Below are 24072 nucleotides of genomic sequence, written 5' to 3' on the forward strand. Positions count from 1 at the left end.
CTGTCAAGGGGGTGGTCCGAGCATCCCGTCTGCAGGATCGCGGCACGTCTGCAGGAGAATCCGTGTGGGATGTTCCTGCAGACGTGCTTCGGTCCTGCACGCGGTCTGGACGATCCGGCCTGCACACGGTCTGGACGATTCGGTCCTGCACACGGTCTGGACGACCGGGCCTGAAACACAGGAGACAGCCCGGGAGGACGCCTCAGACGAGAGGCGGGGTGTGCCAGATCCGGTCGATGTAATCACGGATCGAACGGTCGGACGAGAAGAAGCCGGTGCGGGCGACGTTGAGGATCGCTGAGCGGTTCCACGCGTCCTGGTCGGCGTACGCGGCATCCACTCTGCTCTGTGCCTCGATGTACGACGCATAGTCGGCGAGCACCATGAAGCGGTCTTCGTAGAGGAGATTCGAGACGACCGGCTCGAACACCGAGCGGTCGCCGCGGGAGAAGGCCCCGGATGCGATCAGGTCGATCGCCCGGCGGAGTCCCTCGTCGTGCTGGTAGAACTCCTGCGGCCGGTAACCGCGGATGCTGAGCGCCTCGACCTCGGGCTCGCTCATGCCGAACAGATAGAAATGGTCGTCTCCGACGAGCTCGCGGATCTCGACGTTCGCCCCGTCGTCCGTCCCGATCGTGAGCGCGCCGTTCAGCGCGAACTTCATGTTGCCGGTGCCCGACGCCTCCTTGCCTGCGAGCGAGATCTGCTCCGACAGGTCGGCGGCGGGGATGACCCGCTCGGCTAGCGTCACGTTGTAGTTCGGAGGGAAGACGACCGTGAGGCGGCCTTCCAGCCGAGGGTCGGTGTTCACGACCTCGCCGACCGCGTTGATGAGGTGGATGATGCGCTTCGCCATCGCGTAGCCGGGAGCCGCCTTCGCCCCGAAGATCGCGGTGCGCGGCACGACATCCGACACTGCGAGGCGTCCGGAGATCACCCCCTCGTAGGTGGTGACGATGTGCAGCACCTTGAGCAGCTGACGCTTGTACTCGTGCAGGCGCTTGACCATCACATCCAGCATGTGGCCGTCGCTGATCTCGACACCGTCGCGTTCGCGCAGCACGTCGCTCAGGCGGCGCTTGTTGGCGGCCTTCACCGAGGCGAACGCGGCGCGGAACTCGGCATCATCGGCGAAGGGCTCGAGTTCGCGCAGGCGTTCCAGATCGGTGGTCCAGCCCTCGCCGATCGCCGCGGTGATGAGCGACGAGAGCTCGGGATTGGCGAGGCGGAGGAAGCGCCGCGGCGTCACGCCGTTGGTCACGTTCGTGAACTTGTCGGGGAAGAACGCATCGAAGTCGCTCAGCACCTTGTCGCGCAGCAGCTGCGAGTGCAGTTCGGCGACGCCGTTGACCTTGGCGCCCGCGACGGTCGCCAGGTATGCCATGCGCACCGAGCGGACCGGGTGCTCCGCGATGATCGACATGTTGCGCACGAGCATCTCGTCATCGCCGAACCGCTCGCGCACCGCGACGAGGAACTCGTCGTTGATGCGATAGATGATCTCGAGGTGGCGGGGCAGCAGGCGTCCGAGCAGCTCGACCGGCCACACCTCCAGCGCCTCCGGAAGCAGTGTGTGGCACGTGTAGGCGAAGCACTGCTGCGTGATGGCCCACGCGGCATCCCACTCGAGATGCCTCTCGTCGACGAGCACCCGCATGAACTCGGGCACAGCGATCACCGGGTGCGTGTCGTTGAGCTGGAAGATCACGCGGTCGGGGAGGTTCGCGAGCTCGAAGCCGTCGGCGAGCATGTTGTCGAGGAAGTCGTGGATCGACGCGGCGACGAAGAAGTACTGCTGCTGCAGACGCAGTTCCTTGCCCTGCGGCGTGGAGTCCTCGGGGTAGAGCACCTTCGAGATGGTCTCGGCGTAGGTCTGCGCGCGCACCGCCTCTTCGTAGTCGCCGGAGTTGAAGATGCGCAGGTCGAACGCGCTGGTGGCGACGGCGCTCCACAGGCGCAGGGTGTTGACCCGCCCGTTGCGGAACCCAGGGACCATGTAGTTGTACGGCACCGCCTGCACGTTCCACGCCGGCACCCAGCGGCTGCGCGTGATGCCGTCGTCGTCGTACTTCTCGGTGTGGCCGCCGAACGCGATGGTCTGTGCGTCTTCGGGACGGGCGAACTCCCACGGCGAACCGAGCGTGAGCCAGGAGTCGGGCTGTTCGACCTGCTGGCCGTCGACGAACGTCTGTCGGAAGATCCCGTACTCGTAGCGGATGCCGTATCCGATGCTGGGCACGCCCATCGTGGCGAGCGAGTCGACGAAGCAGGCCGCGAGGCGCCCGAGCCCACCGTTGCCGAGACCGGGCTCGACCTCGTGCGCGCGCAGGTCGTCGAGCGAGACGCCGCACGCGGCGAGGGCCTCGTCGGCGATGTCGGTGAGGCCGGCCGCGAGCAGATTGTTGTCGAGCTGGCGACCGAGCAGGTACTCCGCCGAGAGATAGCAGACGCCCTTCGCCTGCGTCTCCTTCTGGTGACGCAGATCCTCGAGCCAGCGAGCCATCAGGTAGTCGCGCACCGTGTGCGCGAGCGCGAGATAGCGGTCGTTCGCGCTCGATGCCGACAGTGCGACGCCGCGCTCGAGATTGAGGTTGTGCAGAAATCGCTTCACGAATTCGTCGACGGTGCTCGGGGGAGCGATCACCGGAGCGAGGGCGAGCGGATGCATGGCGGAGTGTGATTCGGGCACGTGTCGACCGTAGCGATGGTGGGGCCACAACGTGTGACGAGCGGATGAAGAATATCGGTTGGCGTCACTCGACCGCCCGCGAGGAGGCGGTGCGGCGAGCCCGACTGACGGACCACAGGATCCGGCCGTCGTTGAAGACAGGAATGAGGAACACCGCATGCGCCAGGTACCACCCGTGCAGCTGGAGTCCCGGCGCGAGCAGCCACAGGGCGGCTCCGACGACGACGCACGCGCCAGGACCCGCGAGGGCGGCGAGCACGGCGTCCCGGTCGCCGACTCGGCCGTGCGGACTGATCGACGTCCTCCACAGCGAGCGCTCGAGCGTGATCGCCGTGACGCCGGTCGCCCGGGACAGCACGGCGAGGTGCCCGAGTTCATGCAGCGCGAACGACCCGCCGAGGCCGGCGGCGTAGTGGACTGCGATCATCAGTGCGGCCTCGACGATCGCGGACTGCCCGGTGATCGCGCCCAGAGCGACGGTCGCGGTCAGCAGAACCGCGAACACGGTGTTCATCGGCCAGGCGGCGAGCAGCAGCCATCGGCAGACCAGAACCCCATCGATGCGCGACGCACTGACCGACCACATGTCAGTCGGCCTCGGCGAGGAGCTGCCTCTTCCGTTCGAGAAGCCCGTCGTGCACGACGAACACGGCGAGGATGAACACGGCGACCACGATCACGCCGAGGATCAGCGGAAGGGGATCGTTGACGCCGGTGCCGAGCTGGACCGCGCCCTCGGCGCTCTGCCGGACGTCGACGAAGACCGAGTCGAAGAACCCCAGGCGTCGACCCTCGGCGGATCCTCCGGTGAACATCAGCCAGATCGCGGCGGTGACGGCGGATCCTGCGATGACGACGAGCGCTCCGACGACGCTGATGGCGGCCCTAAACAACCACTTCATGACGAGAGGTCCTTTCTATCCTGTCCATCCCTGCGATGGAGAGTGCGGCGGCGATCAGGGTGAGCGCGAGCATCACTCCGACCGTGAACAGTGGGGGAAGACCCAGGAGGTTGGTGCCGAGCATGATCGTGCCCGTCACGAGGCCGGCGACGGCGGCTCCCGCGATGACCGAGAAGGGGTTGCCCTTCTCGGGCGGGAAGGCGATGCCGGCGAGGGTGAGCACGATGACGTTCGACACCGCGAAGCCGACGACGGAGAGGATCTCGTCGAGCCTCGCCCCGGTGAGAGCGGACAGGATGCTGATCGGCGGTGCGATGATCGCGAGGGTCGCCAGCTGGGGTCCGATCACGAGCAGATACCGATGCCTGGACCATGGCGGCGAGGACCGCACGCCCGCAGGGGCTCCGTCGAGACGTAGGCGTACACGGACTGCACGGTGACGGCCAGCAGCAGGATCGGCGGGAGTCGGATGTCGGCGAGGAAGAGCGCGTAGGAGCCTGCGAGGGAGATGCCGCAGACCGTCACCGTCTCGATTCCCCTGATGTGGGCGGCGAAGTAGGCGCCGAACTCCGTGGGGCCGAACAGGCGGGGCACGATCGCGAAGCGACGGGTCGGATCGAACTGTCGCGGCGCGATCGCGAAGACGGCGCAGACCAGCAGCGCCAGCATGGCCAGCCAGATGCCCGTGGCCGCCATGGTCCCGTGACTCGCGGCGATGTCGGCGAAGAGCAGCTGCACCGCGAAGTAGTCGTCGCCCTGGCCGACCGCCGCGAAGAGCACGGATTCCGACTGCGTCGACACGCCGAGGTAGAGGGCGACGAGGGTCGCCGCCAGCACCACCGGCACGATGAACGCCCGGAGCCTCGCCAGCCGCAGGCGCAGCAGCAGTCGCTCGAGGCCCAGGTAGTAGACGCTCGCGACGAGATAGGCGACGGTCGAGGGCATGACCAGGCAGGTGATGACCTGATCGAGGATCCCGAATCCGCCGATCGAGATCGTGCCGGTGACCAATGCGCCGAGCATGAGCACCACGCCGAGGCCCACGACCAGCGACTCGAAGAGCATGAATCCCAGCGTTCGCGCCCGATTGGTCAGGGGGAACGAGAACGTGAGCTCGACCAGATCGCTCGCCTTCATGAAGAGCACGCGCACGACCGTGAAGACCGTCAGGATCCACAGCGGGGTGGACACGCCGACGACGCGCAGAAGCGGGGAGAGCTGCTCGGGCTCGCTGATCAGCTGGCGGAGGATCACCACCCCGAACGCGCAGAAGCCGACGAAAGCGGCGAGACCGGCGAGAGCGATCGTCCAGCGCACGGACGGCAGGCGCAGCACGCCCCGACGAGCGATGCGCCTCACGAGGAACACCGAGAGGAAGCCGGCGAGCTGCAGGGCGGGAGTCATTCCACCGCCCTCGACGGCTGCGCGATCGCGGTCTTGACGAGGGAGTCGACCGAGCCGAATTCGCGCAGGATGCGGGGGAGTGGGAGGTCGAAGGCGATCTCTCCGCGACGCAGCACGATGATGCGGTCGCACACGGCCTCGAGAAGACGGAAGTCATGGCTGCACAGCAGCAGCCCCTTCGCCCCTCCGATCCGGGATGCATCCGTCTCGAATTCGAAGAGCGCATCGACGTCGACGCCGTTGAGCGTCTCGTCGATGATCGTGAGCGGGCGCTCGAGCAGAAGCGTCGAGATGAGCTGGATCTTCTTGCGCATGCCGTGCGAGTAGTCCTCGATGAGGTCGAACTGACGCGCCTCCATCTGATAGCGGTTGAGGAGTTCGTCGGCCCTGGTCGGGTCGGCACGGTGGCGATAGAGGCGGAGCATCAGATCGAGGTACTCGCGCCCGGTCAGGAACTGCGGCAGGTAGTCGTTGCTCGCGATGAAAGCCAGCTGCTCGCGCGATGCGCGATCCTGATGAGGGCGCCCGGTGATGCGGATGCTCCCCTGGCCGAGCTGCAGCAGATCGGCGGTGAGGCGGATGAGCGTCGACTTGCCCGATCCGTTGGGTCCGACGAGACCCACCTTCTCGCCGCGCTCGATCGCGAACGACACATCACGGAGCGCCGGAGCGCGCTTCGAGTAGGCGAACGAGACCGATGAGACGTCGAGGAGGACGCGCGGGTCCGGTGCGAAGCCGCCGCTTCCGGACATCGGGGTCGATGTCCGGAAGCGACGAGGGGTTAGACGCATTCGATCCACACTGAGACGCCGCTCTTGCCCCACTGCCAGTTGCCGGTGAAGCGCCTGCCACCCGCCTTGAAGAAGCACCACAGCGCCAGCGCTGCCAGGAACGCGACGCCGAACACGAGAATCGCCGCGATCACCACCAGCCACCAGGCATCGAGACGCAGGATCGCCTCATCCAGTGCGTCCTGTGCGCGGCGCTTCATCAGCATCGGCTCCATTGCCGCCATTAGGGACATCTGTCCACCTCCGTTTTGTCGTTACACACGGAGGCTGTCATCGCTGCGTCACGAAAGCTAGTCATTCGAGTGCAGAATGCTGACATGCGTGGATTCACTTGACATTGACGCAGCGTCAACTTCTACCGTGGAGTCATCATCAGTTCCAGGGAAGGAGGACGAGATGGCCGGTCGCGAATGGTCGATCCAGGACATCGCCCGTCTCGCGGGCACCACGAGCAGAACCCTGCGTCACTACGACGACGTGGGCCTGCTGCCGCCCTCGCGCATCGCGCACAACGGCTACCGGCACTACGACGAGGCGGCGCTCGTGCGCCTGCAGCGCATTCTGCTGCTGCGCGAGCTCGGACTCGGTCTGCCGCAGATCGCCGAGGTGCTCGACCCGGTGAACGCACGGCAGAGCGAGGAATCCGCGCTGGAGACGCACCTCGAGCTGCTGCGCGAGGAACAGAACCGACTGGCGCGGCAGATCGCGTCGGTCGAGAACACCATCAACGCATTGAGAGGAGGTGAAGAACTCATGGCAGAGAACATGTTCGACGGTTTCGACCACACCCGTTACAAGGAGGAGGTCGAGCAGCGCTGGGGTCGGAAGACCTACGCCGACAGCGACCGCTGGTGGCGCGGGATGACCGACGCCGATCGCGCCGACTGGCAGCAGCGCGTCTCCGACCTCGGCCGGGACTGGACAGCTGCCGCCGAGAGCGGCATCGATCCGGCGTCCGCCGAGGCTCAGGACATCGCCCGCCGTCACGTCGAGTGGCTGACCGGCATCCCGGGCACTCCCGCGGCCGTGCCCGGCGGCGACGTCAAGGCGTACGTCATCGGCCTCGGCGAGATGTACGTCGCGGACCCGCGCTTCGGCGCGAACTACGCCACGTCCGCCGGCGGAACGCAGGGCGCCGAGTTCGTCCGCGACGCGCTCCGCATCTACGCGGACGGCAACCTGTAACCCGCTGCACCGCCTTCGCCGGTCGCCGCGGGGTCGAGAGCGCATCCGAATCACCCGATTCCGATGTGTTCTCGACCCCGCACGGGAGTCACGGCATTGCACAGGTGCGGACACCGGATCAAGGCCGGGAGCGGATGCCGGAGGTGGGCGTAGGGTCATGGCATGGGCCACCGACGCAGACGCACGGATGCCGCGCCGCTGTTCGCGGCGGCGGCCGTCGCCTACACCGCGAACGTCGCCCTCGGTTCGGCCGTCGCCGCGAGACTCATCGACACGAGCAGCTTCCGCTGGCTGCACCATGCGATCTACATAGCGACGTGCGCCACTTCGGCCGCCGCGTTCTCGGCGATCCTCTGGGGCCGGCCGAAGCACGCGAGCCGTCGCGCGGCCCTGGCCCTCGCGCCCGCCGCCGCGCCGCTCGCCGCCATCCCGTATCTCGGCACGCACAGCCGACGGCATCCGCTCGTCGCGCTCGCCGCAGCCCCTTTCATCGTCGCGGGCCTCGTCTGCTCGCGCCTCGCCACCGACCGGAAGTGAACGCATGGAACTGCTCGACGCCATCCGCCGCCGCAAGACCACGAACGGGCCCTTCCTGCCCGACCCGGTATCGGAGGAGCATCAGCGCATCCTGCTGGAGGCGGCAGGTCGGGCGCCGTCGCAGCTGAACAGCCAGCCGTGGCGGTTCGTGGTCGTCGAGAACCGCGACACGATCGACAAGATCGCACGCATCTCGGGCGACAGCATGACCGAGGCGATGTCGAACGGCACGTTCTTCGAACGCTACAAGCCGTACTTCCGTTTCAGCCAGGCCGAGATGGAGGAGAAGCGCAGCGGGATGCTGTTCGACAAGCTCCCCGCGGCCCTCCGCCCGTTCACGAGTCAGGTGTTCACCAAGCGCGGCCAGAAGCTGATGAACACGTTCGGGGTGCCGAAGACCCTCGGGGAGGAGAATCACAAGCTCGTCGCGGGATCGCCGCTGCTGCTCGGCGTGATGCTCGATCGCAGCGAATACCGACCGGGCCAGCTGTCGTCGTTCTACTCGGTGTTCAGCATGGGCGCGGCGATGGAGAACGTCTGGCTCACCACGGTCGAGCTCGGCATGGGCATCCAGTTCATCTCGTTCCCGATGGAGGTCCCTGGGCAGTGGGACGAGATCGTCAAGCTGCTGCGCGTGCCGGACGACCTCGAGCTCATGGCGGTGTACCGCCTCGGCTATCTGCCGCCCGAGCAGCGCCGCCCGGCCATCGACTGGTCGAGCCATCAGCGCAAGCTCGCCTCGCAGTACGTGTTCCGCGAGAACTGCGACCAGCCGCAGCAGGGATGGGACGCGCCGCCGCCGGGCGCCGGAGCGCCGACGGCGGGCTGAGCCTCAGCCGCCGACCTTGCGGGGCAGGGGCTTGAGGTCCTGCAGCGCCGGCCCCTCGATGCGCGTGCCGTCCGCCGTGAAGCGCGAGGCGTGCAGCGGGCAGTCCCACGTGCACTCGGCGTCGTTCCAGTCGAGCACGCCTCCGAGGTGCGGGCACACGGCCGAGACGGCCCGAGTGACGCCGTCGACCGTCGAGATGCCCACGGGTCGGCCGCTGCGGTTCGCGACCACGCCCTCGCCCTCTGCCGGCTTCGGGACCGGCACGGGGCGACGCTCGGCGTCGACCCACCCGGTCGTCGCGGCGGCGGCGACCTTGGCGCCCTCGATGGCCCCGCGGGCCAGATCGGCCGGCACGGTGAGCCTCGTGCCGATCTTGACCATCCACGACGGTCGGTCGTGCCAGTTCGCACCGAGGATCTCCGCGGTGAGACGCAGGGCGGCGGCGGGGGCGTTCGACAGGCCCCACTTGGCGTACCCGGTCGCGAAGCGGATGCGGCCGAGACCCCGGGGCATGGCGCCGACGAACGGGATCTGGTTGTTCGACTGATAGTCCTGGGCGGACCAGCGGTGGGTCTCCTCGGCATCCGGGAAGTACCGCCTCGTCCACTCGACCAGATCGTCGATCGCGGCGGTCTCGCCGTCCGAGCGGCCGACGGAATGGCCGTTTCCGCCGACCACCAGTCGCGCAGGACCGCCGGGGCCGTCCGCATCCGACACCGGGCGGATCGAGCGCGTGGGGCTGTCGACCGAGATGAACGTGCTGTCCGGCACGCCGCCGGGGAGGCGGAACGAGACGCAGTACGAGCGGAAGGCGCGCATCTTCGCGAAGTAGAGTCCCCGGTCGAGGATCGGGTACCCGGTCGCGATCACGATGTGATCGGCGAACATCGGGCCCAGCAGCGTCTCGACTCGAGGGTCGGGCAGCGCATGCGTCGCCGTGACCCGGACGCCGGTGTGCAGGGTTCCTCCGGCGGAGAGAAGCTCGTCCGCGAGCGCGTGGGTGACGAGTGCCGGATCGATGGTCACCTGGTCGTCGAGCGCCACGGCTCCCGCTGCGGGGAAGGCCGCACCGGCCAGCTCTCCTCGCGTGAGCATCCTGGTCTCGAGGCCCGCCTCCCGCGCCGCCTCGTGCACTTCGCGCACCGAGTCGATGCCGCCGGCGTCCTGCGCGTACGAGTGGTCGATCCGTCGCTCGTAGCTGACTCCCGCATGATCGGCGAAGCCGACCAGCCAGTCCATGCCCTCGCGATTTCCCTCGACGTAGGCCTGCACGAGCGCCGCGGAGTGGTGCTTGCGGATCTCGGCGAGACGCTTCCCCTGCAGCAGGGTGAGCTTGCCGGTGTTGCCGCCGGTCGCGAGCTCGGCGACGGATCCCGCCTCGATCACGGCGACGTCGAGACCGGCGCGCGTGAGCATGACCGCCGTGCTGAGGCCGGTGAGGCCCGCACCCACGATGATCACGTCGTGTCGTGCGCCGGGGTCGAACGGTGTGCCGATGGGCGGGGTCCGGTCGAGCTTCCACAGTGGCTTCATGGCCTCAGTCTTCGCCCGCCGACCGGCTTCGCCCAACGGGTTGACATTCGAGGGATGCGTTGCAACGGCGCGGATAGAGTTGCCGGGTGACCTTTCGCCGCCTGCTCCTCGTCTTCGTCGGCGGCAGCATCGGCACCGCCGCTCGGCTCGCGATCGGTCTGCTGATGCCGGATGTCGGGGGCGTGCCTGTCGCGACGATCGTCGTGAACGTGCTCGGATCGCTGCTGATCGGCCTTCTCGCCGCGCGCCTGCCCGGCGCCACGGAGCTCAGACTGCTGCTCGGCACGGGCGTGCTCGGCGGCTTCACGACCTACAGCGCGTTCATGACCGGAACGGTCGCGCTCTGGGGCGACGCCCCGGTGCTCGCATTCGCGTATGCGGCCGCCAGTCTGGTCCTGGGACTCGCTGCCGCCGCGGCGGGCCTGCGACTCGGACGCCCGCGTCGACCGACGCTCCCTGCGGGAGGGAGGGCATGACTCCGCTGCTGTTCGTCGCGGCCGCACTCGCCGGAGGGGTGGGAGCCCTCCTCCGGTACGTCATCGACCTCGGTGTGTCGAAGGTCGTCGGACGCCGCCTCCCTTGGGGCATCCTCGTCGTCAATCTCACCGGATCGTTCGCGTTGGGCCTGCTGACCACGGCACTGCCGTCCGAGTCGTTCGTGGTCGGGGCCGGTCTTCTCGGCGGATACACGACGTTCAGCACCGCCATGCTCGACACCGTGGTGCTGTGGCGAGACGGTCAGCGCAGAGCATCCGCTGTCAACGCCATCGGGATGCTTCTGCTCGGGCTGATCGCCGCTGGTCTCGGGCTGGCGCTCGGGTCGACGCTCTGACCGTCGACGCCGGGATCCGGGCGAACCCACAGCTTGGCGATGCAGAATGTACAAACGTACATGTACGCCCGTACAGGAATGATCGCGCTGGGGGTCAGGATGAGCGATGGCACGCGCCGCCGCCGCGATCCTGAAGCGCGCCGTCGCGAGATCATCACCGCGGCAGCCGAGCTGATCGTCGAGATCGGCGTCGACGCACTCACCCACCGCAAGGTCGCAGCCCGGGCCGGAGTGCCGCTGGGATCGACGACGCAGTACTTCGCCACGCTCGACGATCTGCGTGACGCGGCGATCGGAGCGCTGGCCGCCGAGATCGAGGCGCGCATCGACGCGACACGACGGGCCGTCGTGATCGAGGGAGTGACGCCAGAGGGGCTCGCGCGCCTCGTGCGCCGCGGGCTCGAGGACGCACGCGCAGTCCAGGCCGACCGCGCCGTCGTGACCGCCGCGGTGCATGACCCGCGCGTCCGGCAGTTCGCGCGACTGTGGTCCGACGAGATCGTCGGCTTCATCGCGCCCGTTCACGGGGTCGACAGAGCGAGGGCCGCAGCCGTCTTCATCGACGGCGTACTCTGGCACTCTCAGATCCACGACGAGCCGCTCGACGAAGAGCTCATCCGCGACGCCCTCGCCGGGATCCTCACTCCTCAGGCGTCCACCTCCGCACCCACCGCCGCAGCATCCGCCTGACCCGCAGAGAGAGAATCCGCCTTGTCGAACCTCGCCGTCCTGAGTCTGAAGAACCGCGCACTGATCGCGTTGATCACGATCGTCGCCGCCGTGTTCGGCGGGCTCGCTCTGACGAACCTCAAGCAGGAGCTCATCCCGTCGCTCGAGCTGCCCAACCTGATGGTCATGACGACCTACCCCGGCGCCTCGCCCGAGGTCGTCGAGAACGACGTCTCGACCCCCATCGAGTCGGCGATCCAGGGTGTCCCCGGCCTCGAGGGCACGACCGCCACGAGCACGACGAACGCCTCGATCGTGCAGGCCACCTTCGCCTACGGCACCAACCTCGCGACCGCCGAGCAGAAGATCCAGCAGGCGATCAACCGCATTTCGGGGCAGCTGCCGGAAGACGTGAGCCCGCAGGTGCTGACGGTGTCGATCGATGACTTCCCGGTGATCCAGGTCGCCGTGACCGGCTTCGAGGACGCCGAGAACGCACAGGCCGAGCTGCAGAGCGTCGCGATCCCCGAACTCGAAGACGTCGACGGGGTCAACGCCGCGGAGATCATCGGCGGCGTCGGCCAGCGCATCACGATCACACCCGACGTCTCGAAGCTGGCGGCGATCGGTCAGAGCACGCAGGCCATCACCACGGCGCTGCAGCAGAACGGCACGCTGTTCCCCGGCGGAGACATCACCGAGAACGGCCAGACGCTCACCGTCCAGACCGGTGCGAAGATCACCTCGGTCGATGAACTCGCGGCGCTGCCGCTCGTCGGCACCACCGAGAGCATCGGCGACGTCGCCACGGTGGTGCAGGAGAGCGACCCCATCTCGTCGATCTCGCGCGTCGACGGCAAGGACGCCCTCTCGATCTCGATCACCAAGCTGCCGGCCGCGAACACCGTCGAGGTGTCGCAGGGTGTCATCGCCGCGCTCGACACGATCGGCGAGGCCTTCCCCGACGCCGAGTTCACGATCATCTTCGACCAGGCTCCGTTCATCCAGCAGTCCATCGAGACGCTCGCCACCGAGGGCCTGCTCGGACTCGTCTTCGCCGTGATCGTCATCCTCGTGTTCCTGCTGTCGATCCGCTCGACGCTCGTCACGGCGATCTCGATCCCCACCAGCGTGCTCATCACCTTCATCGGGCTGCAGGCGTTCGGCTACTCGCTGAACATCCTCACCCTCGGCGCGCTCACGATCGCGATCGGCCGTGTGGTCGACGACTCGATCGTCGTGATCGAGAACATCAAACGCCATTACGTGGGGGATGCCGACAAGGGAGACGCCATCCGTCTGGCGGTGCGCGAGGTGGCGATGGCGGTCACATCCTCGACCATCACGACGGTCGCCGTCTTCCTGCCCATCGTGTTCGTCGGCGACATGGTCGGCGAGCTGTTCCGGCCGTTCGCCATGACCGTGTCGATCGCGATGGTCGCGTCACTGCTGGTCTCGCTGACCATCGTGCCGGTGCTCGCGTACTGGTTCCTCCGCCCGGGCAAGCCGCTGCTCGATGAGAACGGCGTGCAGATCGACCCGGAGGACCCGGACGCTCCGCCGACGCGACTGCAGAAGGGCTACCGTCCGATCCTCGGCTGGACGCTGAAGCACTCCGGCCTGACCGTCGTGCTCGCCGTCGTGGTGCTCGGTGCGACGCTCGCCGCCGCACCGCTCATGAAGATCAACTTCCTCAGCGACTCCGGTCAGAACACCATGACGGTGACGCAGGACCTCGGCCCGACCGCGAGCCTGGAGACCAAGTCGGAGGCGGCGATCGCCGTCGAGGACGCACTGCTCGACATCGACGGCATCACCCACGTGCAGGCCTCGATCGGCTCGAGCGGATCCGCCCTGCGTGACGCGTTCTCGGGCGGAGCGGGCGTGACCTACTCGGTGCTCACCGACGCGGATGCCGACCAGGAGAAGCTCCGAGCCGATGTCCAGGACGCGATCGAGGGGCTCACCGACGTCGGTGAGGTGTCGGTCGCCGCCTCCGCCGGACTCGGCTCGAGCGACATCGAGATCACCGTCTCGGCATCCGACTCCGAAGACCTGCAGACCGCCACCACCGCCGTGGTGGACGAGCTCGACGGTCGGGACGGCATCGGACAGGTCACCGACAACCTCGCCGCGGCTCTGCCGTACCTGGCCGTGGTCGTCGACCGCGACGCCGCCGCGCAGCGTGGACTGTCGGAGGTCGCCGTCGGATCCATCGTCTCGAACACGATGCGCCCCCAGCAGGTGGGCACGGTCGAGATCGACGACACCGCGCTGACGATCTACCTCGCCGCATCCGAGCCGCCCGCCACCGCGCAGGCGCTTCGTGAGCTCACCATCCCGAGTGCCACCGGTGTGGTGCAGCTGCAGGACATCGCGACCGTCGAGGAGCGCAACGGCCCGACCTCCATCACCACCGAGCAGGGACGCCGCACCGCCACGATCACGGTGCCCCCGGCATCCGACAACCTCGCCGTGGCGACCCAGTCGGTCACCGAGGCGCTGGCCGCGGTCGACCTGCCTGACGGCGCGTCGGCCGAGGTGGGCGGTGTCGCCTCGCAGCAGGCCGACTCGTTCTCGCAGCTCGGGCTCGCCATGCTCGCCGCGATCCTGATCGTCTACGTCGTGATGGTCGCGACGTTCAAGTCGCTGCGTCAGCCGCTGCTGCTGCTCGTCTCTGTGCCGTTCGCGGCCACGGGCGCGATCCTGCTGCAGATCGTCACGGGTGTGCCGCTCGGCGTCGCCTCGCTGATCGGTGTGCTGATGCTCATCGGCATCGTCGTGACCAACGCGATCGTGCTCATCGACCTCGTCAACCAGTATCGCGAGAAGGGGCTGTCGACGATCGATGCGGTGAAGGCCGGTGGCGAGAAGCGTCTGCGTCCGATCCTCATGACGGCGCTGGCGACGATCTTCGCGCTCACCCCGATGGCACTCGGCATCACCGGGCACGGCGGGTTCATCTCGCAGCCGCTCGCCATCGTCGTGATCGGTGGACTCATCTCATCGACCGTTCTGACGCTGATCGTTCTGCCGACGCTCTACAACCTGGTCGAGGGTGCGAAGGAGCGGCGACGCGCCCGCAAGGCGGGGTCGGGCGACGACGGCTCTGCACCGAACGGCGACTCGGACCCCTCGGACGGCCCTCGTCCTTCGGGCGATCTGGCGCTGGCCGGCGCGGGCACGTCGGAATCGGGCTCGGCGGAATCGGGTTCGTCGCTGCCGCACGCGAATCAGCTGACGCGCCGGGAGCTGCGCGAGCGCGGCGAGTAGTCGCCCTCGCCGTCCCGTCCTCCGCACGACGGAGTCTGACGCCCGCCCGGAACTTCATTCCGGGCGGGCGTCAGCCGTTTCCGGCGGAGTTGTGGAGCGGGCGCCGCCGAGCTCAGTCGAGCGTGATGCCCCAGTCGAGGGTCCAGGTCTCACCGGGGGCGAGGCGGCGCAGGCCGACACCGCTGTTCAGTGCATCGGCGGGCGCGGTCATGGGCTCGATCGCCACCGCGAGGGACTGGCCCGGGTACTTGTCGGTCGTGTAGACCTGCACGAAGTCGAACCCGGCGCCCTGCCAGAGGGTGAGTCGCCGACCGTCGGGGGCGGTCAGCGAGTGCCGGACCAGCCCGTCGGCATCACGGTGGAGGTCGGTGAATCCGGTGTCGAGGCTCACATCGCCGATGCGCACTCCGTCGCGCAGCGCGGCATCCGCCGGGTGCGTGCCCGTGGGGAGCATGCGCTCGTCGGTGTCGAACGCGGTCTGCGCCGGCACCCGCAGCACGAGCTCGTGCGGGTCGACGTCGCCGATCGTCACGAACGGATGCGTGCCGAGTGCCACCGGTGCCGCAGTGGCGGAACGGTTGGTCAGCGCGTGCGTGACGTCGATCCCGTCGGCACGCAGCACGTAGGTGACACTGGTCTCGACGAGATAGGGGTAGCCCGTCTGCGGCACGATCGTGGCGCTCAGCGTCGTCGCCGACGCCGTCTCCTCGATCGCGTAGGCCGTGAATCGCAGCAGCCCGTGGCTGGCGTTCATGAACTTCGGCTCGGTGATCGCGAGCTGCCGCTCGGTGCCCTCGTCGTTCCAGACTCCATCCCTGACGCGATTCGGCCAGGGCGTGAGCACGACGCCCGAGCAGGAAGGGGTCGGCGAGTCGAGTGGATACGGGGCGATCAGATCGACGGATCCGATGCGGAGCGAGCGGAGGGATGCGCCGACCTGCGCGATCTGAGCGCTGACGTCGCCGAGCTGGAGGTGCACCTGTGTGCCGGTGGGGGATGCGGAGTTCACTCCGCAATCGTATGGCGAGCAGCATCCGCGATGGGGCTGGGCGGTTTTTCAGGTGCGACCGCTACACTTGATGGGTCGGCTTCGGACACCCGCGCATGGCGCGGACGTTTTTGTGTAAGAAGTGTGAGTCCAGGGGCCGATGGTGAGCGTCGCTCGACGCTAATCAACCATCACATGAATGGCCCCGGCCGCTGACAGTCCGGAACCCCGTCCGATCGCATCCGATCCGGCGCTGGGTGCTCGCGCGTGTGCGCGGCGCTGTTCTCGTGCGAGAACTCAGAAGGACACACCCATGCCCAAGAACAAGAAGCCCCGCGGCGGACGCCCCTCCGCCAACTTCGAGCCGCGCTACGGCGCGAACAAGACCTCGTTCCACGACCGCCACGCCGGTGGGCGCGACAGCGCTCGCGGCACCCGCGATTCCCGCGACGTGCGGGGCGGACGAGCGGATGCCGGCGAGCGGCGCACCCCGGCGGCCGGCGTCGACCGTCGTCCCGGCAGCCGCAGCGCCAGCCACCGCGGCTACCGTCCCGCAGAAGAGGGCGCACCCAAGCAGCGCTGGTCCTCGCAGGAGCGCGCGGGTCGCGATGAGGCCCGTGGCATCCGCAACCGTGCGGAGTCGGGTCGCCGCGAGGCACCGCACCGTGGCGGTTCCGAGCGTCCGCGCTTCGACGATCGTGCCGAGCGCCCCCGCTACAACGACCGTTCCTCCACGGGCTTCGACCGTCCGCGTCGCGATGACCGCGGCGGCCAGCGTCCGACCGGTCCCGGTACGTACCGCGATGAGCGCGGCGGCCAGCGCGACGAGCGTCCGCGCCGCGACGACCGCGGTGCGGGCACGCAGCGCCAGGGCTTCCGCGACAACGATCACCGCGATGGCGGACGTCCGGGCCGTGACCAGCGCTCCGGCGGCTTCCGCGACGATCGCGGTGGTCAGCGCTTCTCCCGTGACGAGCGCCCGCAGCGCGACGACCGCGGCGCATCCGAGCGTCCGCGCTTCAACCGCGCGGCATCCGAGCGTCCCCGCTTCGACCGTGACGACCGCCCGCGTCGTGACGACCGTGGCGCGGGCCCGCGTCGCGATGACCGCGGCGCCGAGCGTTCCTACGACGCCGACCGCGCACGCCGTGCCTTCGACCGCGACCGCACGCAGCGGTCGATCGAGGGTGGGCGTGACGAGCGTTCGCGTCCCTCGACCGGTGGCGCGTACCGCACCGATCGTCCCCGCCCGCTGACGTCAGACACCCGCGGGCGGCCGTCGCGCAATGAGCGACCCAGCCGTAACGACTGGAACGCCACATCGAGCGCGGCACCCGCCAAGAAGTTCGAGCCGACGGACGACGTCGTGCACGAGCGCCTCGAGGCCAAGTCCGTCGCGGCGGTCGAGGTCGACGGTGTGACCTTCGGCGACCTGGGTCTCGGATCCAACATCGTCGAGACCCTCGTCGGCATGGGAGCGGCGACTCCGTTCCCCATCCAGGCGGCCAGCATCCCGGCCGTGCTCGAGGGGCGCGACGTCCTCGCCCGTGGCCGCACCGGCTCAGGCAAGACCATCGCCTTCGGCGCACCGCTCGTCGAGCGCGTGCTGCAGTCGCAGGCGGGCAAGCGCCGTGAGTTCGGCCGCTCGCCGCGCGCGATCATCCTCGCTCCCACGCGCGAGCTCGCACTGCAGATCGACCGGACCATCCAGCCGATCGCCCGCAGCGTCGGCCTGTTCACCACGCAGATCTACGGTGGCGTCCCGCAGGGCCGTCAGGTGGGTGCGCTGAAGAAGGGCGTCGACATCGTCATCGGCACCCCCGGTCGTGTCGAGGACCTCATCAACCAGGGCAAGCTCGACCTCTCCGACTGCCGCATCGCGGTGCTCGACGAGGCCGACCACATGTGCGAGCTCGGATTCGTCGAGCCCGTGCAGCGTATCCTGCGTCACACGGCCGACGGCAGCCAGAAGCTCCTCTTCTCGGCCACGCTCGACCGTGAGGTCGCGGCACTCGTCGACGAGTTCCTCGTCGACCCGGCCGTCTACGAGGTCGCCGGTGAAGATCAGGACTCGAGCACCATCGAGCACCGTGTGCTCGTGATCGAGCACCGCGACAAGGCCGAGATCCTCACCTCGCTCGTCGACCGCGACGGCAAGACCCTGGTCTTCGCCCGCACCCGCGCCTACGCCGACATGCTCGCCGAGCAGTTCGACGACGCCGGCATCCCCGCGGTCTCGCTGCACGGTGACCTCAACCAGGCCAAGCGCACGCGCAACCTGGAGCGCCTGACGTCGGGTCGCGTGAACGTGCTCGTCGCCACCGACGTCGCCGCCCGCGGAATCCACGTCGACGACATCGACCTGGTCGTGCAGGCCGACGCTCCTGACGAGTACAAGACGTACCTGCACCGTTCAGGCCGCACCGGCCGCGCCGGTCGCTCGGGACGCGTCGTCACGCTCATCACGCGTCAGCGCCAGCGTCGCATGACCGAGCTGCTGGAGCGTGCGGAGATCGACGCGCCATTCGAGAACGCGCGCATCGACGACGACCTGATCGAGGAGATCGCCGGTCGCGTGCCGACCGCCGCCGACCTCACGGCCTGATCCGTCACGTTCGAAGGCCTCGCTCCCGCATTCGCGGCGGCGGGGCCTTCGTCGTTTGCTCGGCCGATCTGCGGCACAGGGATGCGCGGTGCGGTCGGGTGCGCGTCCTGCGAAGGAGATCTCTCACTCCGAAGGGCTGACGCGTCGGATCGCTCCTACGGAGCGCGTGATCTCCTTCCGAGCGTGCGGCTCAGCCGAGCTGGTGCTCGTGGATGGCCGTGGTCAGTGTCGTGCCGTTGAGGTCGAGGTAGAGCACCTGCTCGGTCACGGTGAGCGTCATCGTGTTGCGGCGTGCGATGAGCGGTGCCGCGGAGTCGATGAAGCCGGGGTCGAAGCTGTAGACCCGGAGGTCCTCGGAGCGGTGGATGCGCTTGTCGGCCCACGGCGCCATGACCTTCGCGGGGTCGCGGTGCGTATAGACGACGGTGCGCTCGGCGAGGCGGCTGCCGTAGTGGAGGCGCTCTGCATCGGGGGCGCCGACTTCGATCCACGCCGTCGTCTTCCCGGTGAGGTCGCGCACCAGCACGGCGGGCTCATCGGTCTGCGAGATGCCGCCGCCGAATGCGATGCCCTCGGTGAACTCGAGTCCATAGGCGAGCACGCGGGTCAGCATGTAGGCGTCGGTCTCGGACGGATGCCGCGCCACGCGCAGCGAGTAGTCGTCGTAGACACCGCGATCCATGTCGGCCAACTGGACGTCGAACGTGTGCATCGTGGAGCCGGTAGCCATAACGCTCGAGCCTACGCGCCCCGGGGGTGGCTTCCCGACCTCCGACGCTCCACCGGACCGGCGTTCAGAACAGCATCGGCTGTGCGGGGGCGGGCGCTGGCGTGAATGCGGGCGCCGGCCTCCCGTGCGGTGCAGAAGCCCGGATGCCGCGCACGGGGTAGTCGTCCTCGTGCTGCCCATCGAGTCCGTGCAGTCTGATCAGCGGCCGTGCGCGCTTCGCGAGCCATTGGCGGTAGCCCTTCGGCGCCTCGGCGGAGACTCCGGGGTACAACCCGCGATACGACGACACGAGGTCGGGGCGGAAACCCTCGAGCCACAGCATGAACCAGGGCTTCACTCCGGCGCGCAGGTGCAGGGCGCCGTAGATCACGCGGCTCGCTCCGGCCTCCTTGATGCGCCGCAGGGCGGTGTCGATCGCCTCGACCGAGTCGGTCATGTGGGGCATGATCGGCATCAGGAAGACGGTGACGCGGAAGCCGGCATCCCGCAGTGCGCGTACCGTGTCGAGCCGTGCCTGGGTCGTCGGAGTCCCGGGTTCGATCGCCTTCTGCAGATCGTCGTCGTACATCGCGATGGACATCTGGATGTCGACGGGAACACGCTGCGCCGCCCGCACCAGCAGCGGGATGTCGCGCCTGATCAGGGTGCCTTTGGTGAGGATCGACATCGGTGTGCCCGACGTCGCGAGGGCATCGATGATCCCCGGCATCAGCTTGTACCGACCCTCGGCGCGCTGATACGGATCGGTGTTCGTGCCCAGAGCGACCGTCTCGTGCTCCCAGCTGCCGCGACGCAGCTCCTTCTGCAGCACCTCGACGACGTTGACCTTCACGACGATCTGCGAATCGAAGTCCGATCCGCCGTCGAGATCGAGATACTCGTGCGTTCCTCGGGCGAAGCAGTAGACGCAGGCATGGCTGCACCCGCGGTACGGGTTGATGGTCCAGGCGAACGGCATGCGCGATGCGCCGGGTACATGGTTGAGGGCCGACTTCGACAGCACCTCATGGAACGTCATGCCTGCGAACTCCGGCGTAGTCACCGTGCGGAGCACGCTGGAGCGATCTTCGAGGCCGGGCAGCGCAGCGGCGTCGACGTCACCGAGTTTCTGTCCTTGCCACCGCATGTCCTCCATTCGAACATAAAGACGATACTCCGTCAACCGAGCGTGTGAATTCTGTTCGAATGGACATGAGGGACAATGGAAGCATGTTCTTCCCGCCGCAGCCTCAGCATGCGGCGCCGCGCTCCCCGATCCGCGGACCCGCACTGCCCATCGGTCTCGCGGCGACGGCGATCGGCGTCCTGCTGTCGCTGGCCGGTGCGCCGGTGGCCGAGACGACCGACGAGCTGGCGATGCCGCAGCCGTCCGTCGTGCAGGAGGTGCCGGCGGTCGAGGTCGGTGCGACCACCGCTGCCGATCCGTGTTCGGAGCCGAGCGTGCTCGAGGCGATAGCCGTCGCCGACGATGCGGCGATCATCGCCGGCTTCGGGGGTGGCGAGAGCTTCCGTTCCGCTGTCGTGGCGGGCAACGCACCCTGCATCGCGCTCGACGACCCGGCTCACGTCTGGGTCGTCGTCAACAAGGCGCGTCCGCTCGCTCCGGTCTCCTTCGCGCCGTCGGCGCTCGCCGACCTTCCGCTGCAGATGACCACCCGCTCCGGTCAGGCGCGGACGGACGTCGCCGCGGCGGTCGGAGAGATGGCGGATGCGGCGGCCGCCGAGGGCGCGGGGCGCATCGGAGCGAACAACGGCTACCGATCGTATGAGCTGCAGGTCGTGACCCACGCCTCGCATGTGCGCAACAGCGGGCAGGCGGGAGCGGACGCCTCGTCGGCGCGTGCCGGTCACAGCGAGCATCAGACGGGGCTGGCGCTCGATCTCGTGGCGTGCGATTCGTCGTGCGGAGCCATCGAGTCGTTCGGCGCGACGGTGCAGGGGCAGTGGATCGCGGCGAACGCCTGGGAGTACGGCTTCATCGTGCGCTACGAGCAGGTCGGCTCCGGCATCACCGGATACAAGCCCGAGCCCTGGCACCTGCGATATCTCGGACGCGAGCTCGCGGCGGCGTATCACCACGGCGGTTATCACACGCTGGAGGAGTTCTTCGGGCTCCCCGCGGCCCCTGATTACGCCCACTGAGTGCAGTGACAGCGGCGCGTGTGCGACCGCATTGCGGCATCCGACAATCGCGGTACCGAGTCTCACGGATTGTGGGATGCATTCTCACAACGAGCTGTCGCGGTGTCGGCGACCCGGCATAGAATCGCCGGAGCAATGACGCACGAACGTTCGGGAGGACGCAATGGAACGCGACATCTACGAAGAGGATCACGAGGCCTTCCGCGACCTCGTCAAGGACTTCGTCAAGCGCCACGTGAACAACGAGGCCATCGAGCGGTGGGATGCCGCGGGTGAGATCGACCGGGCGACGATGCTGGCCGCAGGCGAGGCCGGTCTGATCGGACTGTCCGTCCCCGAGGAGTTCGGCGGTGCCGGCATGCTGCAGGACTACCGCTTCCGCACCATCGTCATGGAGGAGGTCATCGCTTCCGGAGCAGGGTCGCTCGCCGGTGCCTTCGGCATCCAGGACGACCTCGCCGTGCCCTACCTCGTACACATGGGCACGCAGGAGCAGAAGGAGAAGTGGCTGCCCCGCATGGCAACGGGCGAGGTGCTCGGTGCGCTCGCCATGACCGATCCCGGCGCGGGCTCTGACCTGCGCGGCATCAAGACCAACGCGAAGAAGGTCGACGGGGGCTACATCCTCAACGGCGCCAAGACGTTCATCTCGTCGGGCTCGACGGCCGACGTCGTGGTGACCTTCGTCAAGACCGGTGAGGGCAACCGTCCCGACGCGTTCAGCCTGCTGCTCGTCGAGAAGGGCATGGAGGGCTTCGATCAGGGCAAGAAGCTCAGCAAGATGGGCTTCCACGGCTGGGACACGGCCGAGCTCAGCTTCACCGACGTGTTCATCCCCGACGAGAACCTCATCAGCGGCAAGGAGGGGCAGGGCTTCATCCAACTGATGCTGAACCTGCCGCTCGAGCGGCTGTCGATCGGCGTGGCCGCGGCCGCTGCCGCCCAGGCCGCCCTCGACTGGACCGTCGCCTACACGAAGGACCGTGAGGCGTTCGGTGAGCGCATCGCCGACTTCCAGAACACCCGCTTCCGGCTCGCCGACATGGCGGCGACCACCGACGCGATGTGGGCGTACATCGACCGTGCGCTGCTCGCCTACAAGAACAGCACCCTCACCGCCGAGGACGCTGCGAAGGTCAAGTTCTGGGCGACCGAGCGCGAGTGGGAGGTGCTCGACACGGGTGTGCAGCTGCACGGCGGCTACGGCTACATCATGGAGTACCCGATCGCCCGCGCCTTCACCGACGCCCGTGTGCACCGCATCTACGGCGGCACGAACGAGATCATGCGCGACCTCGTCGGCCGCCAGATCGTCGGCAAGCGCTGACGAACCTCTCAGAGAAGGGCCTCGGATGCCGGCATCCGGGGCCCTTCTCCTGTCGATGGCACGGCTGCCCGCAGGAAACGGGCCTGCAGGCGCGCAGGCGGACAGGAGCCAGCGCGGGTCAGCGGGGCAGTCGGCCACCGACGCCGGCCTTGCGCAGCCGATCGGCGATGAGGATGCCGAGTGCGGTGGCGCCGAGGCAGCTGCCGAGGGTCACGGCGAAGAAGGTGATCTGGAGGGGAAGCCCGAAGCTGCCGAGATCGAACGAGGCCCAGGCGAGGATCGGGTAGACGATGCCGACGATCAGTGCCCCGAGGTAGTGCAGCCAGGTTCCCCAGTAGCGCCAGAGGACGAACAGGAACGGCAGCTCGGTGAACGCCGCCCACCAGAGGTTGGTGGCCACGCTGCTGAAGCCGTGGCCCGAGAACGGCACGATCACGAGACCGGCCAGCAGGCCCACCAGCAGGCCGACGAGTGGGCGCCGCAGCAGGCGGAGGGCGATCACCGAGGGGAGCAGCCAGAGGCCGGCCAGCGCCACGCTCACGAAGGGCAGGCCGGGGAAGAGGATCGTCGAGATCCAGTTCGCCGGGGCGAGGAGCGCGCCACCGGCGACTCCGAGTGCCGCGCACGTCAGCAGGATCGCCGTCGGGATGCGGAATCGCGAGCGTCCGCCGCCGGTGCGGGGTCGATTCTGCACCTCGGAGCCCGATTCGCGGTGCGTTTCCGACCCCGCACCGTTCACAGCATCCGCGCCGTTCATGCGAGGGGCTCCGCCGCAGCTTCGCGGGCCGCCTTCGAGGTGGGCGAGGCCGCGCCGATCTTCCAGTAGCCGCAGAAGCTCACGTCGTTCTTGTCGACACCGCGCTCGCCGACGAGATGCTTGCGTGCACCCGAGGCCAGCGACTGCTCGCCCGCGGCGTACGCGTGGAACGGCGCTGCCGGCAGCGTCAGCTCGCGCAGCCGGGCGAGGGCGAACGACCCCGGGTCGAACTCGTGCGGCCGCGCGAGCCAGATGATCTCGACGCCGGCGGGGTGCGGGAACTCCAGAGCGTCGGCCTCGGACGGCACCTCGATGATCGCCGTTCCCGTCGCGTCCGCAGGCAGTGACGCGCAGATCGAGGCGATCGCGGGGAGCGCCGTCTCATCGCCGACCAGCACCACGCGATCCGTTCCGCGCTGCGGGTTGAACGTGAGGCCCTCGTCGATGATGAGCACGTGCTCGCCGGGTTCGCAGGTCTCCGCCCAGCGCGACGCGGGGCCGGCCGTGCCGTCGGCCGCAGACCCGTGCAGCACGAAGTCGATGTCGATCTCGGCGCCCGACTCGGCGGTGGCCCCCCGGTACGCGCGCACGCTGTAGTTGCGCATGACCGGGCGCTCGCCGTCGGGGATCCGCAGGAACCTGAGGTATCCGAACATCTTGTTCGCCTTCGCGGGAACGCGGTCGAGCCCCGCATCGCCGCCGATCGGCAGGAACAGGCGGAACCACTGGTCGAAGCCCATCGGGCGGAACTTCTCGATCTCACCGCCTCCGAGCGTGACCCTCATCCAGTGCTCGGAGAGGCGCTCGGTGCGCAGCACGCTGAGATGGAGGAGTTCGGCGGTCTCGGGCTTGACCAGTCTGCTGTATGCCATGCGGGCG

General features: G+C 68.4%; 23 protein-coding genes. 10 read left to right on the top strand and 13 right to left on the bottom strand.

Going from position 1 to position 24072, the window contains the following annotated elements:
* Positions 1–202: 202 nt before the first annotated feature.
* The 7 genes from ASE34_RS03420 to ASE34_RS03450 all read right to left on the bottom strand — a co-directional run bounded on the left by ASE34_RS03420 (position 203) and on the right by ASE34_RS03450 (position 5986).
* Positions 203–2668, bottom strand: coding sequence for a glycogen/starch/alpha-glucan phosphorylase (locus ASE34_RS03420; RefSeq protein WP_056276522.1), 2466 nt, complete (start codon positions 2666–2668; stop codon positions 203–205).
* A gap of 85 nt (positions 2669–2753) precedes the next feature.
* Positions 2754–3275 (bottom strand): hypothetical protein, encoded by a 522-nt coding sequence (locus ASE34_RS03425; protein WP_056276525.1) that lies wholly within the window; start codon positions 3273–3275, stop codon positions 2754–2756.
* Position 3276: 1 nt separating this feature from the next.
* Positions 3277–3591 (bottom strand): hypothetical protein, encoded by a 315-nt coding sequence (locus tag ASE34_RS03430; RefSeq protein ID WP_056276528.1) that lies wholly within the window; start codon positions 3589–3591, stop codon positions 3277–3279.
* Positions 3575–3940 (bottom strand): hypothetical protein, encoded by a 366-nt coding sequence (locus ASE34_RS03435; RefSeq protein ID WP_056276531.1) that lies wholly within the window; start codon positions 3938–3940, stop codon positions 3575–3577. Before ASE34_RS03435 ends, ASE34_RS03430 begins: the two co-directional genes overlap by 17 nt.
* Positions 3937–4995 carry a hypothetical protein gene (locus ASE34_RS03440; protein WP_056276533.1) on the bottom strand — a complete coding sequence of 353 codons (1059 nt, stop codon included), beginning with the start codon at positions 4993–4995 and terminating at the stop codon, positions 3937–3939. Before ASE34_RS03440 ends, ASE34_RS03435 begins: the two co-directional genes overlap by 4 nt.
* Positions 4992–5747, bottom strand: coding sequence for an ABC transporter ATP-binding protein (locus tag ASE34_RS03445; protein ID WP_056276537.1), 756 nt, complete (start codon positions 5745–5747; stop codon positions 4992–4994). The genes ASE34_RS03440 and ASE34_RS03445 overlap by 4 nt, the downstream gene beginning before the upstream one ends.
* Before the next feature lie 29 nt (positions 5748–5776).
* Positions 5777–5986, bottom strand: coding sequence for a hypothetical protein (locus ASE34_RS03450; RefSeq protein ID WP_198032368.1), 210 nt, complete (start codon positions 5984–5986; stop codon positions 5777–5779).
* 196 nt (positions 5987–6182) lie between these two features.
* Between ASE34_RS03450 and ASE34_RS03455 the strand changes: the two genes are divergently transcribed.
* The 3 genes from ASE34_RS03455 to ASE34_RS03465 all read left to right on the top strand — a co-directional run bounded on the left by ASE34_RS03455 (position 6183) and on the right by ASE34_RS03465 (position 8337).
* Positions 6183–6971: a MerR family transcriptional regulator gene (locus tag ASE34_RS03455; RefSeq protein ID WP_056276545.1), complete on the top strand. Its 789-nt coding sequence runs from the start codon at positions 6183–6185 to the stop codon at positions 6969–6971.
* Positions 6972–7133: 162 nt separating this feature from the next.
* Positions 7134–7508 (top strand): hypothetical protein, encoded by a 375-nt coding sequence (locus ASE34_RS03460; protein ID WP_056276548.1) that lies wholly within the window; start codon positions 7134–7136, stop codon positions 7506–7508.
* A 4-nt stretch (positions 7509–7512) separates the two neighbouring features.
* A complete protein-coding gene (locus ASE34_RS03465) occupies positions 7513–8337 on the top strand; it encodes a nitroreductase family protein (protein ID WP_053098629.1) in 825 nt (274 codons plus the stop codon).
* Between the two features lie 3 nt (positions 8338–8340).
* Here the strand turns inward: ASE34_RS03465 and ASE34_RS03470 are convergent, their stop codons facing one another.
* Entirely contained in the window at positions 8341–9870 is a 1530-nt protein-coding gene (locus ASE34_RS03470; protein WP_056276551.1) for an FAD-dependent oxidoreductase, read from the bottom strand.
* An 86-nt stretch (positions 9871–9956) separates the two neighbouring features.
* Between ASE34_RS03470 and ASE34_RS03475 the strand changes: the two genes are divergently transcribed.
* The 4 genes from ASE34_RS03475 to ASE34_RS03490 all read left to right on the top strand — a co-directional run bounded on the left by ASE34_RS03475 (position 9957) and on the right by ASE34_RS03490 (position 14644).
* Positions 9957–10346: a fluoride efflux transporter FluC gene (locus tag ASE34_RS03475; protein WP_056276554.1), complete on the top strand. Its 390-nt coding sequence runs from the start codon at positions 9957–9959 to the stop codon at positions 10344–10346.
* Positions 10343–10702 (top strand): fluoride efflux transporter FluC, encoded by a 360-nt coding sequence (locus ASE34_RS03480; RefSeq protein WP_056276557.1) that lies wholly within the window; start codon positions 10343–10345, stop codon positions 10700–10702. Before ASE34_RS03475 ends, ASE34_RS03480 begins: the two co-directional genes overlap by 4 nt.
* 99 nt (positions 10703–10801) lie before the next feature.
* The gene (locus ASE34_RS03485; RefSeq protein ID WP_056276561.1) at positions 10802–11392 is read left to right on the top strand and encodes a TetR/AcrR family transcriptional regulator; all 591 of its coding nucleotides are present in this window, start codon (positions 10802–10804) and stop codon (positions 11390–11392) included.
* A gap of 21 nt (positions 11393–11413) precedes the next feature.
* The gene (locus tag ASE34_RS03490) at positions 11414–14644 is read left to right on the top strand and encodes an efflux RND transporter permease subunit (protein ID WP_056276564.1); all 3231 of its coding nucleotides are present in this window, start codon (positions 11414–11416) and stop codon (positions 14642–14644) included.
* A 112-nt stretch (positions 14645–14756) separates the two neighbouring features.
* On the opposite strand, the gene ASE34_RS03495 is transcribed toward ASE34_RS03490, so the two are convergent.
* Positions 14757–15653: an aldose 1-epimerase family protein gene (locus ASE34_RS03495; protein ID WP_056276567.1), complete on the bottom strand. Its 897-nt coding sequence runs from the start codon at positions 15651–15653 to the stop codon at positions 14757–14759.
* Positions 15654–15945: 292 nt separating this feature from the next.
* Between ASE34_RS03495 and ASE34_RS03500 the strand changes: the two genes are divergently transcribed.
* Complete coding sequence (locus ASE34_RS03500) at positions 15946–18237, top strand: DEAD/DEAH box helicase (protein ID WP_056276568.1); 2292 nt, start codon at positions 15946–15948, stop codon at positions 18235–18237.
* Between the two features lie 190 nt (positions 18238–18427).
* Here the strand turns inward: ASE34_RS03500 and ASE34_RS03505 are convergent, their stop codons facing one another.
* Together ASE34_RS03505 and ASE34_RS03510 are read right to left on the bottom strand one after the other, a co-directional pair.
* Positions 18428–18967 (bottom strand): YaeQ family protein, encoded by a 540-nt coding sequence (locus ASE34_RS03505; RefSeq protein WP_053098637.1) that lies wholly within the window; start codon positions 18965–18967, stop codon positions 18428–18430.
* Between the two features lie 64 nt (positions 18968–19031).
* Positions 19032–20093, bottom strand: coding sequence for an Rv2578c family radical SAM protein (locus tag ASE34_RS03510; protein WP_056277685.1), 1062 nt, complete (start codon positions 20091–20093; stop codon positions 19032–19034).
* A gap of 83 nt (positions 20094–20176) precedes the next feature.
* On the opposite strand from ASE34_RS03510, the gene ASE34_RS03515 reads away from it, so the two are divergent.
* Positions 20177–21109: a M15 family metallopeptidase gene (locus ASE34_RS03515; RefSeq protein ID WP_056277687.1), complete on the top strand. Its 933-nt coding sequence runs from the start codon at positions 20177–20179 to the stop codon at positions 21107–21109.
* A gap of 163 nt (positions 21110–21272) precedes the next feature.
* The gene (locus ASE34_RS03520) at positions 21273–22436 is read left to right on the top strand and encodes an acyl-CoA dehydrogenase family protein (RefSeq protein WP_053098639.1); all 1164 of its coding nucleotides are present in this window, start codon (positions 21273–21275) and stop codon (positions 22434–22436) included.
* Positions 22437–22554: 118 nt separating this feature from the next.
* Here ASE34_RS03520 and ASE34_RS03525 read toward each other — a convergent pair whose 3' ends face one another.
* Both ASE34_RS03525 and ASE34_RS03530 read right to left on the bottom strand, forming a co-directional pair.
* A complete protein-coding gene (locus ASE34_RS03525; RefSeq protein ID WP_082586489.1) occupies positions 22555–23193 on the bottom strand; it encodes an ECF transporter S component in 639 nt (212 codons plus the stop codon).
* Entirely contained in the window at positions 23190–24065 is an 876-nt protein-coding gene (locus tag ASE34_RS03530) for a siderophore-interacting protein (RefSeq protein ID WP_056276571.1), read from the bottom strand. The genes ASE34_RS03525 and ASE34_RS03530 overlap by 4 nt, the downstream gene beginning before the upstream one ends.
* Positions 24066–24072: the final 7 nt, after the last annotated feature.

Origin of the sequence: Microbacterium sp. Root280D1, from assembly GCF_001428975.1 — a bacterium.
GTDB lineage: Bacteria > Actinomycetota > Actinomycetes > Actinomycetales > Microbacteriaceae > Microbacterium.